The 18,122-nt window shown below is 64.7% G+C and carries 13 protein-coding genes; 8 read left to right on the top strand and 5 right to left on the bottom strand.

Annotated features, from left to right (window positions below; genetic code table 11):
- Window positions 1–48 precede the first annotated feature (48 nt).
- Both ACF07D_RS00965 and ACF07D_RS00960 read left to right on the top strand, forming a co-directional pair.
- Window positions 49–2,232 (top strand): malate synthase G, encoded by a 2,184-nt coding sequence (locus ACF07D_RS00965; RefSeq protein WP_391503565.1) that lies wholly within the window; start codon window positions 49–51, stop codon window positions 2,230–2,232.
- 312 nt (window positions 2,233–2,544) lie between these two features.
- Entirely contained in the window at window positions 2,545–3,924 is a 1,380-nt protein-coding gene (locus ACF07D_RS00960) for an MFS transporter (protein WP_391503564.1), read from the top strand.
- A 186-nt stretch (window positions 3,925–4,110) separates the two neighbouring features.
- Here ACF07D_RS00960 and ACF07D_RS00955 read toward each other — a convergent pair whose 3' ends face one another.
- The 3 genes from ACF07D_RS00955 to ACF07D_RS00945 form a co-directional block, all read right to left on the bottom strand.
- Window positions 4,111–4,797, bottom strand: a complete 687-nt coding sequence (locus ACF07D_RS00955) for a hypothetical protein (protein ID WP_391503563.1) — start codon at window positions 4,795–4,797, stop codon at window positions 4,111–4,113.
- Between the two features lie 929 nt (window positions 4,798–5,726).
- On the bottom strand, window positions 5,727–7,619 hold the full coding sequence (locus tag ACF07D_RS00950; protein ID WP_391503562.1) for a thiamine pyrophosphate-binding protein: 1,893 nt from the start codon (window positions 7,617–7,619) through the stop codon (window positions 5,727–5,729).
- A gap of 142 nt (window positions 7,620–7,761) precedes the next feature.
- Window positions 7,762–8,487 carry an IclR family transcriptional regulator gene (locus ACF07D_RS00945; protein ID WP_255809423.1) on the bottom strand — a complete coding sequence of 242 codons (726 nt, stop codon included), beginning with the start codon at window positions 8,485–8,487 and terminating at the stop codon, window positions 7,762–7,764.
- Window positions 8,488–8,623: 136 nt separating this feature from the next.
- Between ACF07D_RS00945 and ACF07D_RS00940 the strand changes: the two genes are divergently transcribed.
- Window positions 8,624–10,531 (top strand): FAD-dependent monooxygenase, encoded by a 1,908-nt coding sequence (locus tag ACF07D_RS00940; protein ID WP_255809424.1) that lies wholly within the window; start codon window positions 8,624–8,626, stop codon window positions 10,529–10,531.
- A 50-nt stretch (window positions 10,532–10,581) separates the two neighbouring features.
- Here the strand turns inward: ACF07D_RS00940 and ACF07D_RS00935 are convergent, their stop codons facing one another.
- Window positions 10,582–11,034 (bottom strand): Lrp/AsnC family transcriptional regulator, encoded by a 453-nt coding sequence (locus tag ACF07D_RS00935; protein WP_119282882.1) that lies wholly within the window; start codon window positions 11,032–11,034, stop codon window positions 10,582–10,584.
- Window positions 11,035–11,137: 103 nt separating this feature from the next.
- Between ACF07D_RS00935 and ACF07D_RS00930 the strand changes: the two genes are divergently transcribed.
- Entirely contained in the window at window positions 11,138–12,220 is a 1,083-nt protein-coding gene (locus ACF07D_RS00930; protein WP_391503561.1) for a Glu/Leu/Phe/Val dehydrogenase dimerization domain-containing protein, read from the top strand.
- A 140-nt stretch (window positions 12,221–12,360) separates the two neighbouring features.
- Entirely contained in the window at window positions 12,361–13,263 is a 903-nt protein-coding gene (locus ACF07D_RS00925) for a serine hydrolase (protein ID WP_391503560.1), read from the top strand.
- 88 nt (window positions 13,264–13,351) lie between these two features.
- On the opposite strand, the gene ACF07D_RS00920 is transcribed toward ACF07D_RS00925, so the two are convergent.
- Entirely contained in the window at window positions 13,352–14,194 is an 843-nt protein-coding gene (locus tag ACF07D_RS00920) for a M55 family metallopeptidase (protein ID WP_255809428.1), read from the bottom strand.
- A 212-nt stretch (window positions 14,195–14,406) separates the two neighbouring features.
- Between ACF07D_RS00920 and ACF07D_RS00915 the strand changes: the two genes are divergently transcribed.
- From ACF07D_RS00915 to ACF07D_RS00905, 3 genes are read left to right on the top strand one after another with little or no spacing between them, the layout of a single operon-like run.
- Complete coding sequence (locus ACF07D_RS00915; protein ID WP_391503559.1) at window positions 14,407–15,429, top strand: ABC transporter permease; 1,023 nt, start codon at window positions 14,407–14,409, stop codon at window positions 15,427–15,429.
- Window positions 15,426–17,297, top strand: a complete 1,872-nt coding sequence (locus ACF07D_RS00910) for a dipeptide/oligopeptide/nickel ABC transporter permease/ATP-binding protein (RefSeq protein ID WP_391503558.1) — start codon at window positions 15,426–15,428, stop codon at window positions 17,295–17,297. Before ACF07D_RS00915 ends, ACF07D_RS00910 begins: the two co-directional genes overlap by 4 nt.
- A complete protein-coding gene (locus ACF07D_RS00905) occupies window positions 17,294–18,073 on the top strand; it encodes an ABC transporter ATP-binding protein (RefSeq protein WP_255809432.1) in 780 nt (259 codons plus the stop codon). The genes ACF07D_RS00910 and ACF07D_RS00905 overlap by 4 nt, the downstream gene beginning before the upstream one ends.
- Window positions 18,074–18,122: the final 49 nt, after the last annotated feature.

Here is an 18,122-nt window from a genome sequence, read left to right as displayed (position 1 = left end):
GACGGGGCAGCACTGCCCCTGACGCCGCCTACTGAGGAGACCACCCCAATGACCCCCACCGAAACCCGCGCAGGGCTCGCTGTCGCGACACCGATCGTCGAGTTCGCGGAGGAAGCGCTCGCCGCAGACCGAGCTTCGGGAGGCGCCATCACCGATAAAGCGTTCTGGGAGGGGGCTGCTGCGATCCTCGCTGACCTCACCCCCGAGAACGAGCGGCTGCTTGCCCGCCGTGACGAGCTTCAGGCCAAACTCGACGAGTATCACACCGCGAACCCGGGTCAGCCGGAGCCTGCGCAGTACCGGGCGTTTCTCACGGAGATTGGGTACCTCGAGCCGGAGCCGGCTGTTGTTACGGTGACCACCGACCGCGTGGACCCCGAGATCGCACGGCTCGCGGGCCCGCAGCTTGTCGTGCCGCTGCTCAATGCCCGGTTCGCGCTCAACGCGGTCAACGCGCGATGGGGGTCGCTCTACGACGCCCTCTACGGCACCGACGCCATCTCGCGGGAGGGCGAGCTCGCCCCGGGCAACACCTACAACGCTGCCCGCGGGGCGGCCGTCATCGCTGAGGGACGGCGGCTCCTCGACGCGCACGTTGCTCTCGCGAACGGCTCCCACGTCGACGCGACGGGGTACTCCGTCGTTGACGGTGCGCTCATCGTCACGCTGAAGGACGGCAGCCAGAGCGGGCTCGCAGATCCCGGGGCGTTCGCCGGATACCGGGGTGACGCGGCCGCGCCCGAGCGGGTACTCCTCACCCACAACGGGCTGCACATTGACATCGTCGTCGACCGAACGGGAACAAACGGTGCGACCGACGCCGCAGGCATCGACGACATCGAGCTCGAATCTGCGCTCACCACGATCATGGACCTCGAAGACTCGGTCGCTGCTGTCGACGGCGACGACAAGGCACTTGGATACCGCAACTGGCGCGGGCTGATGGATGGCACACTCGCCGAACAGGTATCGAAGGGTAGCGAAACGTTCACCCGCACCGCAAACCCCGACCGTGAGTACACCGGCCCAAACGGTGAGACGCTCGTGCTCCCCGGGCGGTCGCTGCTGTTCGTGCGAAACGTCGGGCACCTTATGCGCACCCCTGCGGCCCACGACGCGGCAGGCGCCGAGGTGTTCGAAGGGATCCTCGATGCGATCATGACAGCTGTCGGATCGCTCGCCGAGCTGCGCGGGTCGGCGAAGGGGCGCAACTCGCGTGCAGGCTCGATGTACATCGTGAAGCCGAAAATGCACGGCTCCGCCGAGGTTGCGTTCGCCGCGAAGCTATTTGGCAGGGTCGAAGAGCTACTGGGCCTGCCGGCGAACACCCTGAAAATCGGCATTATGGACGAAGAACGCCGAACCTCGGCAAACCTCGCAGCCTGCATTGCTGCCGCACGTGAGCGGGTCGTGTTCATCAACACGGGCTTCCTTGACCGCACCGGCGACGAGATCCACACGTCCATGCGGGCGGGTGCAATGCTGCCGAAGGGCGCCATCCGCGAGCAGCCCTGGCTGCCGGCCTACGAGGCACGAAACGTCGCCATCGGCGTCGACTGCGGCCTCGATGGGCGGGCCCAGATCGGCAAGGGAATGTGGGCGATGCCAGACCTCATGGCGGCAATGCTCGACCAGAAGATCGGGCACGTTCGCGCCGGCGCGTCGACTGCGTGGGTGCCGTCGCCAACGGCGGCTACGCTGCACGCCCTGCACTACCACCAGCAGGACGCCTTCGTTGCGCGCCGCGGGCTACCCGCGCTCGCGGCAGACAGTCTTGAGACGCTGCTGACGATCCCGCTCGCCCCCGCTGGGGCGCTCACGCCAGAGATCGTCGCGACCGAAGTTGAGAACAACGTGCAGTCAATCCTCGGCTACGTCGTGCGCTGGATCGATCAGGGCGTCGGTTGCTCGAAGGTGCCGGACATTCACGATGTCGGGCTGATGGAGGATCGCGCGACGCTGCGAATCTCGAGCCAGCTGCTCGCGAACTGGCTGCTCCACGACATCATCACTGCGGAGCAGGTAGACGCGGCGCTTGAGAGGTGCGCCGAGATCGTCGACAGGCAGAACGCCGCAGACGGTACGTACGAGCCCCTCGTGGGCGGCACGGGTACTGCCTACAAGGCTGCCCGCCGGCTTATTTTGGAGGGTGCGACCCAGCCAAACGGGTACACGGAGCCGCTGCTGCACGCGCTGCGGCTGCGCAAGAAAGCTGAGCTCGCAGGCGCGTAGCTTCGAGGATTCTGACAATCTGTTCGCGGTTGCCCCGCACCCCTGGTTTTCGGGGTGCGGGGCAACCGCGTTCTGGTGGCGCTCGCTCGAAAGTGATTGTGAGCAGGCATTTTTGTGCGTGTCTCGTGGCGTGGTCTGAGCTGTGCGTGCTTGGTGGGCGCTGCGGTCGAGGCCGAATCGGGTGACTACGCATGTGGGTTAAGTGTGCTGCAGTGCGGCACGCCGGCCGGGAATCATGTAGGGTGATCCTCGAGCTGTGGTGTTCAATTACCGCACACGCTGTTCATTAAACGACAAAGGAGTCTCCTGGGTATGTCCTCCCACACTGCTGCGCCCACATCGCAGCGCGAGCTGCGGCGGGTCGCCGCCGCCACCGTTATCGGCACCACCATCGAGTGGTACGACTTCTTCCTGTACGCGAGCGCAGCAGGCCTCGTGTTCGCAGAGCTGTTCTTCAAACCTGCAGGCCCGCAGTTCGCAACAATCCTGTCGTTCGCGACAGTCGGCGTCAGCTTCCTGTTCAGGCCGCTCGGGGCGTTCCTCGCCGGCCACTTCGGCGACAAGATCGGCCGCAAGGCGATGCTCGTAGTGACGCTGATCCTGATGGGCGTAGCGACGACGCTCATCGGTGTCCTGCCGACCTACGCGCAGGTCGGCATGCTCGCGCCGGTGCTGCTCATGGTGCTCCGCATCCTGCAGGGGCTCTCAACGGGCGGCGAGTGGGGTGGCGCAGTGCTCATGGCTGTCGAGCACGCTCCCGACGGCAAGCGCGGACGCATGGGTGCGTTCCCGCAGATCGGCGTTCCGATCGGCCTGCTCCTCGCCTCGGGCGTGCTCGCGCTCATGACTGGCGTGATCTCGCCTGGCGACGCGTTTCTCGAGTGGGGTTGGCGCGTGCCGTTCCTGCTGAGTTTCGTGCTCATCATCGTCGGAATTGTGGTTCGCCGCTCGGTCGAGGAGAGCCCGGTGTTCACCGAGATCTCCGAGCGCAAGGAACAGACCAAGGCGCCCGTGCTGCAGCTCTTCAAGCGGCACTGGCTGCTCATCATTCTCGCGGCGCTCACGTTCGCAGGCAACAACGCTGCTGGCTACATGACGACAGGCGGCTACATCCAGAACTACGCGACCACCCCCATCGCTGACGGTGGCCACGTCGGCATGGACCGCACCGATGTGCTGATCGCAGTCGCGGCAGCATCAGTCGTATGGCTCATCATGACATTCGCCGCTGGCGTGATTTCCGACAGGATCGGGCGCAAGAAGACCTACATCGCCGGCTGGATTGCCTTCCTGGCAGTCATCTTCATCCTGTTCCCACTCGTGAACACGGGCAATGTGTGGCTCCTGTTCCTCGGCCTTTCGCTGTTCGCAGTCGGCAACGGACTCACGTATGGTCAGCAGGCGGCATACTTCACGGAGCTGTTCCCAGCCTCCATCCGATACTCAGGCGTCTCGATCACCTACGCGATTGGTGCAATTATCGGTGGTGCGTTCGCTCCGATGATCTCGACGTGGCTTGTCGCAGCGACTGGCACTGCCACCTCGGTCGCCTTCTACATCGCCGGTGTGATGGTCGTCGCCTTCGTCGCGACGCTGCTGCTCAGGGACCGAAGCGACATTCCGCTCGGCCCCGAGCACGAAGAGGTCCAGCAGCAGGGCCACTTCGTGTGGGAGCCTGCCGCCAGGTACTAGCCCCTTCGGGGCCTGGGCCTGGGCTTGGGCGCCCCGCCCAGCCGCCACTCGATAACTTCCTTGCAAGACCACCCCTATCCGACAGTAGGTTTGGGGTGGACTTGCAAGGAAGATCCTCTCTGGCCTGGCGCCCTGCGGCTGCCATGGCGCCCGGTCGGCGGCTTCCTTGACGCCTGGCCTGCAGGTCTACGGGAGCTGTTCCAAGAACCCCCGCGTCTCTGGCTCCAGGAGGGGACTCGGCAGCCCCGGTACCGCAACTCCGTGGGCTTTGAGATGTCTGGCGAAGCGGTCACACGTCAGCACCTCCCGCACGCCCCATCGGATGCCGCGCAGGTTCGTCGTCCCTGCTATCCAGTCGTGCCTTCGCTTCTCGGCGTATAGGAGTTCCGCGGTGGAATGACCGTCGCCCGCAGCTCCAACGTATTTCGATTTGCCATCGCACTCTCCCCAGAAACCGAGTTCGGGAGCGTAGAAGTCCACGAAGTACCGGTTGCCGTTGGGTGCTGGGACGGAGACTTGCGTTTCGACGGAAATCCCGAGCTGAAGAAATCGCAGCCGGCTGATGGTTTCGAGTGGCGATTCGGCCCGGGGGTCCGCGTGCTGTGCGAGCATCCGGACTGCCCGCACACCAGGTCGTCCAGCATGGGCGCGCGATCGGGCCTGCATTCGCGCGCGCCAGCCAGCCACCTGCAGGGCATCGACCTTTCGGCCAGTGGAAGCTGTCTCGTGTAGATGCGCGTCGGCCGCGACCAGGGCGACGCTGAAGGGTTCGGCTCTGGCGAGATCAAAGAGTGTTCGTTCTGGTGAGGTGTGGTGGAACTTGTCCAAGCTGGGAACAGGAGAAGCAGACACAACATCGTCGTCGTTCAGCATTGCCAGGTGGCGATGCCTCGTTGAGGTTGTCTTCCCACTGCCGGGCACCGTGCTCATCGTGTGAACTTGACGCGGGTCACTCGGGGTCCTGGTCAACCACGCCGACCAGACAGGCCACCCATGGATCATGCTTGCGCTGCGGTGGGAGAACACTGGGGCAGAGTGCGATGAACGTTGCGCGGCGACGATTGCGATGGCGTGCTGCAACTCGGGCAATGCGTCGCGCCAGGTCGTCTGGCGCACGTAGTAGCCACGCCGCACTCGAAAGACCTCACCGACTCGTAGCATCAACGCAATGTCGCGCTCCCGTAGCCCACTCCGAAGGAGTTCGTGGGTGCGGATGAGGGCCGTTCCGGCGGTTTCGAAAAGTTGATTGGGAGACATCGAGCGAGCTTGACACGACTCAGGCGGTCGAGGGAGTGTCTGACCAACGCGTGAACAACCTGCTGGCTGCGCCCCTCTGTGCCGGGTTGTGGGCGAAGCAGCGAGAGTGTGACGTCGGTGCTTGTAGGGCTGGGCCAAGCACCAGGACGGTGCCCGGTCGTGCCCGGGTTCTGACTGACCTAGCCCGGGCTCTGCCTGGGCTCCGCATGGACTGCGCCTGGACTCCGCCCGGACTCTGCCCGCACTCTGCCCGGGCTCCGCCTATTCCTGCCGACCTTCCGCGGCCCGACCCCCGCCGACGTCTCCGCCGCGGAGCCCCATTCCCGCACCAGAGCATCATTCCGACGGTTTGTAAGGGGTCCTCCTGCGGGAGTAGGGCTGTTTGGCGGGCCGGCGAGTGGGCTTGGCGGGCCGGCGAGGGGGGCATGGCGGGCCGACGAGGGGGCTTGGCGGGCCGGCGAGCGGGCGTGGCGCGCCGGCGCGGGCGTGGCCGACGGGCGAGGGGCGCGGCGGCCAGGCGGACGGGCCCTTCAGCCGCCCTCGGCCTACTCGGCTGGGACGTCGAGCCCGTTCACTCGCTGCACCTCGCGCTGGTAGTCGGCGACAACCGAGCCGGACACCCGGCAATCCAGCACAATGGTGCCCTCCGCGCCCGCCGCTGTCCACGCACTGAGTGCCTCGAGGGCAGCAAGCGATTCGACGACAACTCCGGTCGCTCCGAGCGCCGACGCGACGCCCGCAAAGTTCACAGTCGAAATGAGCATCGGCGCCTTGTCGAGACCCATCTCTCCGTACAGGTGTACTTCAGCGCTATACGCGCTGTCATTCCACACGACGATGACCTGGCTTCGCGCCGTTCGAATTGCGGTCTCGAGGTCTGCCAGTGCCATCAGCCCGCCACCATCACCCGTGGTGAGAACCACTGTCGAGTCTGGCGCGGCTGCGGCCACCCCGGGTACCGTGCAGAACCCGAGCCCGATTGTCTGGTAAGCGGTGCCGACCATGATCATGCGCTCAGGGGACGCGACGTGCCAGTACATGTTTGCCCAGCCGATGAAGTGACCGCCGTCGCTCGTGACGTGGCGGTCTTCGGGGAGTAGCTCACCGATTCTGGCGGCGACGCCCCGCGGATCGAGGAGGCCGTCGGCGCAGAACTCGCTCCCGCCAGTGGGCCTCGACCGCAGCGTGCCGCCAGGTTCAAGACCAGAGACCGTGTCGCGCCAGCCTGTCATTCGAGGTGTGTCGGCGAGCGCGGCCTGGATCGCGCGCAGCGTCTCGACGGCGCCGCCCTGCAGCAAGTGGTGCGTGATGGGGTGGACCGTCTTTGGGGCGCTCACCTGTTCAGTGTCGATCCGGAGCACCGTGGTGCCCTCCCCGAACAGCTCGCCAAACCGCATGGTGAACTGGTTGAGGCCAGCTCCGACGACAAGTGCGACATCGGCCTGCTGCAGAACTGCCATCGCCTCGGGCTGCCCGAACCCACCCGCGACGCCGAGGTCGAACGTGGTCTCGGGGAAGATCCCTCGCGCGAGGGCTGTTGTTGCGGTGAGTGCGCCGAGCTTGGCTGCGAGCGATCCGAGTTCGGCGGCGGCGCCTGCGAGGTGCGCGCCATGGCCAGCAATGATGAGCGGTCGTTTCGCGCCGAGCAGCGCCTCGGCGGCGGCTTCGATGCGGTGGGGTGCCGGGACCGTTGAGGTTGAGACAATTGCGCCCGGCATCATCGCGGTCGGTGCAGGTGCGGTGGGCGCCGCGGGTTGAGGATCGGTGGCGGCAACCGAGACCGAGAGTTCCGCGAGCACCGCTGGGTCGCTCAGATCGATTTCCGTCGGAAGGGTGGAGTGGGCGGCGGGAGCGTCGTGGGTGCTGGCGGCCGCGCTTGATGCGATTGAGCCCGGGCCAGCGCCCGGGCCGGGGTCCGGCTGAACGACCGCAGCGCCCACGAGGTCGTAGGGGAGTCCGAGCACTACTGGGCGTCGCATGCGTAGGGCGTAGCGGGTGGCCCTGTCGACAGTCTCGTCGACCCCGGCGACTCCGAGTGTGAACAGGCGCACGCCGACGGCGGCGCTCAGCATCTCCTCGTCAACGTCCCACGGGCGCGGCCCGCTTGACGGCGCATCGCCGACGACGACCAGCATGGGCGTGCGCGCCTGTGCTGCCTCGGCGAGGGCCGTCAACGTGTTGGTGAAACCTGCGCCATACGTGGTGGTCGCGATCGCAAGCTTGCCGCTCACGCGCGTGTATGCGTCGGCGGCGGCAACCGTGGCCGCCTCGTGCCTGACCGCTGTATAGCTCACGCCAGCCTGGGTGAGATTGTCAATGAGGTGGGCGTTGCCGTTGCCCATGAGGCCAAAACTCTGATCGGCGTGCCGAGCGAGTGCCTGAGCGGTGGCTGCGGCGAGCGAAACAGGGGTCGACGAACGGGGGTGAATGTGAGACATCTACGAATCCTTCATTGGATCGAGCGGTGAATGGTGACCGTGTATGTCTCGCGAGTGCTCGCAGCAGCGCCCCTTTTTCGGGTGCCTTACCCGGCGAAGCGGGTGGACACTGTGTAGTGTAGCGGATCGCAGCCGCGCCGGCTCAGCGGTAGCTTGCAAGCACCTCGCGTGCGGCGCGGTGCAGGCGCTGGGCGACAGCGTCGACCGATTCTGGCAGTCTGAAATGGACGATCGCGATTGCGGCTGGTGGCTCGCCAGGGATGCGCAGCGGAACGGCGATCGAGGTGACCCCGTCGATGACCTCGCTCTCGCTGAGTGCGTACCCGAGCGCCCGTGCCTCGAGCGCGGCCGGGCTGGTCTCGGCACCGCCGAGAGCCGCCTCGCGTTCGGCAGGGGAGAGTGTCGATTCGATTGCGTGGCCTGGGGCACCGCGGTCCCATGGGTGGCGGACGCCAGGGTTTCGTGCGATGCTCGCGTCGACGTTTCCGGGTTCGACCGATGCGAGGGTGACGATGTCGCCGGCGTCGAGCACGGTGAGGAAAGCGGTCATGCCGAGGTCGTGTGCGAGCTCAGTAAGGACTGGGGCTGCTGCGGTGTTCAGGTGCGGCGCGACGCCGTGTGCAAGCGCAGCAATACGTGGGCCGAGACGGATAAGCCCAGCGTCGTCGCGAATCGCGAATCTGTGGTCTTCCAACGTGCGGAGGAGCCTGTAGGTGTTCGACCGGTGCACGCCGAGTTCTTCGGAGAGGCGAGCGATTGAGATTGGGGATCCCGCTTCTGCCAGTATCTCCAGTGCCCGCAGACCGCGCGCGAGTGTCTGTGACCCCGCGGTCTGGGCCTGCGAACCTGCGGGAGTATTGGGGGCCAATGGCGCTCCTCTGTCTGTATCGGTCGGTTGATGTTGTGCGATGCGTCGCGCGCACATACACTGGTGTGCAGTATTCGAATTTAGTGTTCAAATAGCGAACACGGGGCTCTCGGGCACAATGAAGTGAGGTTCACGCATGCAGTTCCACCATCATGGCTATGTTTCCACGGATCCGCGCGTGCTGCCAGCCGCAGGCGTCGGGCTCGACCGCCCGGATGAGCTCCCAGATGAGGTAGACGTGCTCATTGTGGGCTCCGGCCCGGCTGGGATCGTCGCAGCCGCGCAGCTTGCGCAGTTCCCAAACGTCGTGACTCGCATCGTTGAGCGCCGTGACTCGCGTCTCGTGCTCGGTCAGGCCGACGGCATTCAGGCCCGGAGTGTCGAGACCTTTCAGGCCTTTGGTTTCGCTAGAAGGATCATCGATGAGGCCTACCAGATCACTGAGACGAACTTCTGGACGCCGGATCCTGAGAACCCCAAGCACATCGTCCGCAGTTCGGTCACTGATGACGACCCTGCGGGCATCAGCGAGTTTCCGCACCTCATTGTGAACCAGGCCCGAGTGATCGACTACTTCGCCGAGTATGCGCGCCGGGCCCCGGCGCGCGGCGAGGTCGACTATGGCTATGAGTTCGAAGGACTCGAAGTCGGGGCGGGGGAGTATCCGGTCGCAGTCACGCTTCGGGAGGTCACTGGCCAGAGCGGCGCGGGCATCAACGCCGAGGAGTCGGCCGACGCCGTTCGCGGAAAGACCCGCATCGTGCGCGCGAAGTATGTGATCGGTGCCGACGGGGCGAGCTCGCGCGTGCGGCGCTCGATCGGGGGATCGCTTTCAGGATCGACATCGATGCACGCCTGGGGCGTCATGGACGTGCTGGCGGTGACTGACTTCCCTGACATTCGCAAGAAGTGCATCATTCACTCCGAGGCGGGAAGCATTCTGCACATTCCGCGCGAGGGAAACCACCTGTGCCGGATCTACGTTGACCTCGGAGAGGTCGCGGAGGGGGATGATCGCAAGGTTCGCGATACGCCGCTCGAGGAGATCATTGCACGAGCGAATGCGATCCTCAGCCCGTACACGATTGACGTGCGTGACGTTCCCTGGCACAGCGTGTACGAAGTGGGCCACCGTCTTACTGACCGCTTTGACGACGCGGAAACCTCGCCCGATGGCAAGGGGCGCGTGTTTCTTATGGGAGACGCCTGCCACACGCACAGCGCGAAGGCTGGCCAGGGGATGAACGTCTCGATGCAGGATGGCTGGAACCTGGGGTGGAAGCTCGGCTACGTTCTTGACGGGCGCAGCCCAGAGTCGCTGCTTGCGACCTACTCCGAGGAACGTCGCGTCACCGCCAAGAACCTCATCGACTTTGACCGCGAATGGTCGACGCTTATGGCGAAGAAGCCCGAGGAGTTCGACTCACCCTCGCAGCTTGAGGAATTCTACGTGCAGACGGCCGAGTTCCCGGCGGGTTTCATGACCGAGTACACCGAGTCGATGCTCACTGGCGGGGCGTCTCACCAGGCGCTCGCCTCCGGCTTCCCGATCGGCAAGCGGTTCAAGTCTGTGATGACGACGCGGGTTGCTGACGCGGTGCCGGTGCACCTTGGTCACCATCACCGGGCCGACGGCCGCTACCGTGTGTATGCGTTCGCCGATCGCTCGGGTGAACAGCTCGAGCGCTGGGCTGAATGGCAGCTCGAGAACGATGCCTCGCCGATCAAGCGATTTACCCCCGCGGGCGCAGACCTCGACGCTGTCTTCGATGTGAAGGCGGTGATGCAGCAGCCGCATCGCGAGGTGCGGATCGAGGAGCTCTCGAAGCTCTTCCTTCCGGCGTCGGGCCCGCTCGGCATGACTGACTACGAGAAGATCTACGCGGCGAACCCGGGTGAGGACATCTTTGATCTGCGCGGCGTGAGCCGTGATGGCGCGGTAGTCGTTGTGCGCCCGGATCAGTACGTCGCAGCGGTGCTTCCGCTTGACGCGCCTGAGGCGCTCGCGGAGTTCCTGTCGACGGCCTTCCTCGACCGCCGCTGAGGGGTGCAACGGGTGTGCGGGGCAGCGGCGACGCGCACCCGCGCGCGCCGCTAGAGCAGCTGGTGCTGCCTGCGTGCGATGAGCCCACGGAGCATGATCGCTGTTGACGTGCGGATCACGCCGCGGCACTTCATGATCTCCTGCGTCACGCGGTAGACGTCGTCGGCGTCGCGCGCGACGATCTCAATTGCGAGATCGCTCGGCCCCGAGACGGCGAAGCACTCGGTGATCTCGGGAATGAGTTCGAGGTCTGCGATCATGCCCTCGAGCTCTTCCTGATTCGCCTCAGCCGTAATGCGCGCTCGAAGCGGCCAACCGAGCGCCGGCGGGTCGAGCCTGAGCGAGTTCGCTCGGAGGGCGCCGGAGGTCTGGAGCTTGTCGAGGCGGGTGTGCACCGTGCCGCGCGCGAGTCCGAGCCTGTACGCGATTGCCTGCACTGTGGCCCGCGGGTCGGCGTCGAGGACCGTGAGGATCCGGCGGTCGGTGGCGTCAAGGACATGCATACTGTTCAAGGTAGTCCCACCCGGGTGGGAATTCATCGATCAAAACGATCAATAACTTGGATGCCACTTGTCGGATTCGCTAGCTGTCGATTGAATTCTCGGCATGACTAGTGCTTCTACCCTGACCGTGCCGCCCCTCACCGACGAGAGTGCGGCAACGGTGTTCCCGTTCCTTGACCACGAGAAGGTCAACATCTCGACAGGTGCCCGGTCGGGGCTCACGATTATCGTCGCCGTGCACAGCACGAAGCTCGGCCCTGCGCTCGGCGGCTGCCGCGTGTGGAGCTACAGCGGCTGGGGCGAGGCCCTCGCGGACGCGCTGCGGCTGTCACGCGGCATGACCTCGAAGAACGCGCTCGCTGGGCTCAAGCTCGGCGGCGGCAAGTCTGTCATCGTGCTCGAGCCCGGCCAGCAGCTCACCGGCGAGCTGCGTCGCAACGCGTTCCTTGACCTCGGTGACGCCGTCGAGGCGCTCGGGGGTGCCTATCTGACTGCCGAGGACGTCGGCACGACTGCTGCTGACATGGCCGTCGTGTCTGAGCTCACCGAGCACGCGGTCGGGCTCCCTGCTGACAAGGGCGGCCTGGGCGATCCCGGCGCCTACACGGCCCGCGGCGTGTACTCCGCGCTCCGCGAGACGCTTCGCCGCACGCACGGCAGCACTGACCCGAAGGGACGCAAGATCACCATCGTGGGCCTCGGCCACGTCGGGTCGGCGCTCGCCGAGCGCCTCGCCGCTGAGGGCGCGGTGCTCACACTTTCAGACATCAACGAGGCAAAGAGGGAGCTCGCCTCGGGACTCGGAGCCGACTGGGTCGCGCCAGCGGACGCCCACCGCGTTCCCGCTGACGTGTTCATGCCCGCCGGTGTCGGCGGGATGCTCTCGCCGCAGGTGATTGATGAGCTCGAGGTTGCCGCGGTCGTCGGCCCCGCGAACAACCAGCTCGCTCAGTCTGACGGTGCCGAGCAGCTCGCTGCACGCGGCATCCTCTACGCCCCTGACTACCTCGTGAACGCTGGCGGCGTCCTGTACCTCGGCGCCGAGGGCGACACGATCGACGAGCGCATTGCGCGCATCGACGCGATCGGTGACACGCTCTCGCGAGTGTTCGACGAGGCAGAAGCTCGCGGTATCACCACAGTGGTTGCCGCAGATAACCTCGTGAACGAGCTGCTCGGTAAGTAGCGCTCTTCCACGGGACGTAGGCAACGCACTCGTTCGGCCACAAGCCGAACGGGTGCGTTGTTCTGTGCGACGAAGCACCTCAGGTGCTCTCGTAAGTGCTCACAACTTCCGAGGCCTGGTCGACCACTAGTCTGCTCAGTATGAGCACGCACAATATCGATGAAGATACACTCACCGCACGCATCAATGAGGTCGCCGAAGAGGCAGGGGTGTTCGCTTTCGCGCACGCTCGCGACATCGACACCGGCGTCGAAGTTGGGTTCAACTCAGACGCGCCGACAGCGACTGCGTCCGTGTTTAAGGTTCCGGTGCTTGTCGAGTATGTGCGTCAGGTTGCTGCGGGGGAGCTCGATCCTGCGACGCGCATCCGCGTCTCGCCAGCAGAGGCGACACTCGGACCGACAGGGCTGAGCGTATTCTCGGACGACGCCGACTGGTCGCTGCGCGACATCGCAACTTCGATGATCACCGTCAGTGACAACGCGGCAACAGATATCGTCACGGGACTGGTGACAGTGGATCGCGTCAACGCGACGATGCGCGAGCTCGGGCTGCCGGGTACACAGCTAACCGGCGATTGCGCTTTGATCTTTGAAGAGATCGCGCGAGATCTCGCAGCGGCGGGTATTGGCACGATCGACGGCATGGCAAGCGTCGACTACGAGACCGCTGCGACGTTTACCGCTGCGACGCCCGAAAAGACGAACCGCACAACGCCCCGCGAGGCTGCGTCGCTGCTGCAGCAGATCTGGACTGACGCAGCTGCGCCCGCGGAGGCGTGTGCTGAGGCGCGTCGAATCCTCGGTTTGCAGGTGTGGCCGCACCGGTTGAGCTCCGGTTTCCCGCGCGACGACGTCAAGATCTCGGGCAAGACAGGCACCATCGGCCTGGTGCGCAATGAGATCGGCGTCGTCGAGTTTCCGGGAGGCAAGCGCCACGCGATCGCAGTTTTCCTCCGCGGAAAGACCCTGCAGTCACGAAACCCCGCGGCTGACCGAGCGATCGGCGATATCGCGCGCCTGCTCTCCGACGCGCTGGGGTAGCGGCTCGGGCGGCGGCTTGCAGCCCCGGAGCGCGAACACGAAATGGCCCGGGCCCCGTGAGGGGCCCGGGCCATTTCGTGTGGGGTGGCTAGCGGTTGATGAGCGGCAACATGCCGCGCAGTGACGCCGCAGCGAACTGGTAGCACGCGGTGATGAAGTTCACTGCCTCGCGCGGCGACTGCGCGCTCAGCTTGATCGTGCGGATTGCAGTCCGCTCAGCAGTTGGGATCATCTGCGCGAGCTCGGCGGAGGGGATGTTCGGCATGTCGATCTCAACCTCGATGACCTCGGGCACCGGCGCGAGCTTCAGCGAGCTCGCACCCTCGACCGCCCGCTTGGCCGCGTCGTGGATGAGGCGGCGCGATTCGGTGGGGGAGACGGAATCCGCCGCGTTGTAGCCGTGCGCCTCCTTCACGGTCACCGTCTCGATACCGGGCAGCGAGGTCGAGATGTCGGCGCAGATCACGTCGTCGCCGGTGAGCAGCGCGACGGGCACGCCCACCGCAGCGGCCTGCAGCGCGTTCACGTCTGCTTCTGAGACCGGCTTTCCGTTCACGCGGACCTCGTTGAAGAGCGAAGAATAGGTGTGTGCGATGACTCCTGGCCCGCCTGCGGCCGCGTGATAGCCGATGAACAGCGCAACGTCGTGATCCTTGTCGATGCCCTCGGCCATGCAGTCGACCTTTGGGCTTCCGAATACGACGCGGGCGCGCTGATCGAGATCCTCATGAATGAGGTTATCCATGGTGCCGTGGCTGTCGTTGATTGTGACCTCCGTCGCACCGCCCGCGAACGCCCCCTCGATTGCTGCGTTCGCCTCACCAGTCATGAGCTGCTGCGCGCGTGGGTAGCCGTGACCGCCTCGGACCACCTGGTCCATTGTGGCGATGCCTGCGACACCCTCCATATCGATTGAAATGTATACGCGCATGACAAACCTTTCAGTGGGAATGGGAACCGGCGGCGTCGCACCGTCGCGGAGCTCGTGGCCTCCAATCTCGAAGCATATGAGGTATCGCAATCGGCGTGTTGGTATGCCGGACAGTTTTTGAGCTCGTTGCTTGGCGCGTCCGACAATGCGACGCGATTCACTTCTCCGCAATACTGAATCCAGCAGCTACGACCCAACGGCGAGGAGAGCGCATGCCAGCAATTTCTGCGAGTCCAATAGCGGACACTGATACACCACAACCGCAGAAGCGAGAATCGTTCCTGGCCCGCAAACCCTGGGCCGCGTATCTCCTGCGCCGCGGCGGCTACTTCGTCGTATCGATGTTCGTGCTTGTCACTGTCGCATTCTTGCTGATGCAGCTCATCCCGGGGGATCCCGCTCGTGTGTCCGCCGGTGAAAACGCCTCGCCTGAGGCTGTTGAAGCGCGTCGGGTTGAGCTCGGTCTCGACAAGCCGGTGTTCGTCCAGTACCTCTCGTTCTGGAAGGGCCTCTTCACGGGCGACCTCGGCGAGTCGATCAGCTCGCGCATGCCTGTGATCGACGTCATTATGCAGCGGGCGCCAGCTACCCTCGAGATCGCGTGGTCGGCAGTCGCGATTGCGCTTGTCATCGCGATTTGCCTGGGGCTCACGTTTGGCGCGCTCACGCACGGAGATCGCCGACCCGGTGTCGACATCGGCTTCAATTCGATCACCGCAGTGATTGCACTCATCCCCGAGTTTCTCGCGGGCATCCTGCTCGTCTACTTTTTCGCGGTAACGCTCGATTTGCTGCCTGTCGCGGGACGGGGCGATTTCGCCTCGTATATCTTGCCGGTGACTGCTCTCGCCTTTGGGCCGGCTGCCGCGCTCACCCGGATCGTCCGCGCTGAGACGCTGACAGTGCTGCAGCAGGATTACGTTCGTACGGCTCGCGCCCGCAGGATGTCACCAGTTCGCCTGTACGGAAAACACGTGCTCCCGAACCTGTTGACCTCGACACTCACAATCTCGGGCATGGCGCTCGGAGGCATGATCGCCGGAACCGTGATCGTTGAGAGCATCTTCGCTTGGCCGGGTCTCGGCAGCGTCATCGTGCAGTCCATTCAGGAAAAGGACTACCCGCTTGTGCAGGCGATCATCATCTTCTACGGAGCGGTTGTGCTGCTCATCAACCTTGCTATTGACATGGCGCTGATCCTGCTCGATCCGCGTACCGCATTGGACAAATCATGACGACATCCCAACGATTCCTGCATACGCTGCGGACACCCGTCGGCGTAGCCGCAAGCATCGCGTTTCTCGCGCTCGCCTTTCTCGCGATCTTCGCGCCGATCATCTGGGGTCAACAGGCCTCTGTGACGAACACGAGCCTGATCTCGCAGCCTCCGAGCCCGGAGCACGTCTTCGGAACTGACGGGAGCGGCCGCGACATCTTGCTTCGCACGCTCGTCGCAACTCGGCTGTCGGTCGTAATGGCGCTCACCGCCACAGCAATTGGCATCGTCTGCGGCGTCGTCCTCGGACTGCTGCCGCTCATACTCGGCGGAACGCCAGGTCGGTGGATTGTGGCTGGCATCAATATTGGTGTCGCGTTTCCCGGCCTGCTGCTCGCAATCGCGTTCTCTGTCATCCTGGGTCAGAGCGCCGCGGCCGCGAGCCTCGCGATCGCGATCGCGATGATGCCGAACTATGGCCGCTTTGTGCACAACCTTGCGGCGTCTGTGTGGGGCCGCGACTACGTGTCCGCTGCGCTCGTGCTCGGCGTGCCCAAGCGTCAGATCGTCTTCAGGCACGTGCTCCCAAACATCCGCGATCCGCTGCTCGTGAACGCGACGCTCACTGCAGGCGGAACGCTGCTCGCGTTCGCCGGCCTGTCGTTCCTTGGGCTCGGCGTGCAGGTGCCGCAGTTCGACTGGGGTCGGATGCTGAACGAGGGAATTAGCCGGATCTTCGTCACGCCGGCGGCCGCACTTGTTCCTGGCGTCGCGATCATCCTCGCCGGTCTCACATTTGTGCTCCTCGGCGAAGTGCTGAGCCGCACGCTCAACACGGGTGCGAGGCGTACGCTGTCTGCTCGGGTGCTTCGGAAGCTGAAGCGTGTCAGGCTGCGCGCGGCGGAAGACGCGAAACAGGATCACGCCACCATCGACACTGGCGAGGCAAGCGAGAACGTCCTTTCGGTTCGCGGGCTCAAGGTGTTTGCGCCCGGAAGTGACGCCGAACTGCGCCCGCTCGTCGACGGAGTCTCGTTTGATATCGGCCGCGGCGAGATCGTCGGTGTCGTCGGTGAGTCGGGCTCGGGAAAGAGCCTCACGCTCATGTCGATTGCTGGCCTCTTGGAAGCGCCACTGCATGTCACGGCGCGCTCTGCAAGCTTCGACGGTGAAGATTTGGTGTTGAGCGAAGACGGCCATCCGCGCTCGCTCGACCACCACTTCGGCACCAAGCTCGCGATGGTCTTCCAAGACCCGATGTCGTCCCTGAATCCCGCTCTGCACGTGGGAACGCAGGTTGCCGAGAGCGGCCAGCTGCACCTCTACATGACGCGCGCCGAGGCGAAGGCTACGGCTGTCGCGAGGCTTGAGGACGTCAGGATCCCTGATGCGGAGCGCCGTTACTCGCAGTACCCACACGAGTACTCGGGCGGTATGAGACAGCGCGCGATGATCGCAGCGGGTCTCATGGGTAAGCCGTCGCTCATCCTCGCCGATGAGCCAACAACCGCACTCGATGTGACGGTGCAGGCTGGCATCCTCAAACTGCTGGGGCAGATCAATGAGGAGGACGGCACGGCGATCATGTTTGTCTCGCACGACATCGCTGTGGTGACGTCGCTCTGCACGCGCGTACTCGTCATGTACCGGGGCCGGCTCGTTGAAGACATTAGTGCAGACGAGCTACGGGCCGGGAACGCGGCGCACCCGTACACGCAGGCCCTGATGGCGACGGTACCGACAATGAGTAGCCCGCGTGGCGAAGCGATGGCGTCGATCCCCGATGATGCTGACTTCACGGGGACGTCCCCGATTGGGGTTATCGAGGCGGTTCTCCCGCCGACCGAGGCCATTCGTCTGATTGACTTCGAAGGAGCAGCAAAGTGACGAGTCAGCTCGTATTCGAATCAACTAGCATCACTTATGGTCACGGCTCGTCGCTCTTCACTGCGGTTGACGAGGTCAGTCTTGATCTTCGGGCTGGCGAGGTGTTGGGACTCGTCGGCGAGTCTGGCTCTGGTAAATCGACGATTGCGCGAGCGGCTGTTGGGCTCTCTGAGCCCTCATCGGGGCGGATTCTTCTTGAGGGCACAGAGATCTCGCACGCCCGTGGTGACAGAGTGCGCGAACGCCGCCGGGTGCAGATGATTTTTCAGGATCCGCAGTCGTGCTTCAACCCGAGGCGCACGATCGGGCAGTCGCTTGACGAGGCGCTCGTCGCAGCGCACAAGCGTGATGGTTCTGCTATCCCCGGGATCAAGGCGCGAAAAGACGAAATAGCGAATCTGCTGCGTGCGGTCGCGTTGCCGACAGACACTGCCCAGCGAATGCCGACACAGCTCTCGGGCGGACAGCGCCAGCGCGTCGCCGTGGCTCGCGCAATCGCTGCGAAGCCGGCGGTGATTCTTGCTGACGAGATCACGTCTGCGCTCGATGTCTCGGTACAGGGGTCCGTGCTCAATCTGCTGAAGAAGCTGCAGCGCGAACTCGGTTTCTCCATGCTGTTCATCAGCCACAATCTCGCTGTCGTGCGCCTTGTGTGTGACCGAGTCGCGGTTATGCGTCAGGGCAGTCTCGTCGAGGTCGGAGAGACGCTCGAAGTGATGCACAACCCGCAGCACGAGTACACCCGTGAGTTGATCGCAGCGGTGCCGACGCTGTAGGCCGTCACACTTTCACACTTGCATCACCAAACTGTTCAGGTCAACAGAT

It is taken from the genome of Leucobacter sp. NPDC015123, assembly GCF_043080205.1.
Lineage (GTDB): Bacteria > Actinomycetota > Actinomycetes > Actinomycetales > Microbacteriaceae > Leucobacter > Leucobacter aridicollis_A.
The sequence above is the reverse complement of the archived record's forward strand: the minus strand, read 5'-3'. Positions and strand labels throughout refer to the sequence as shown.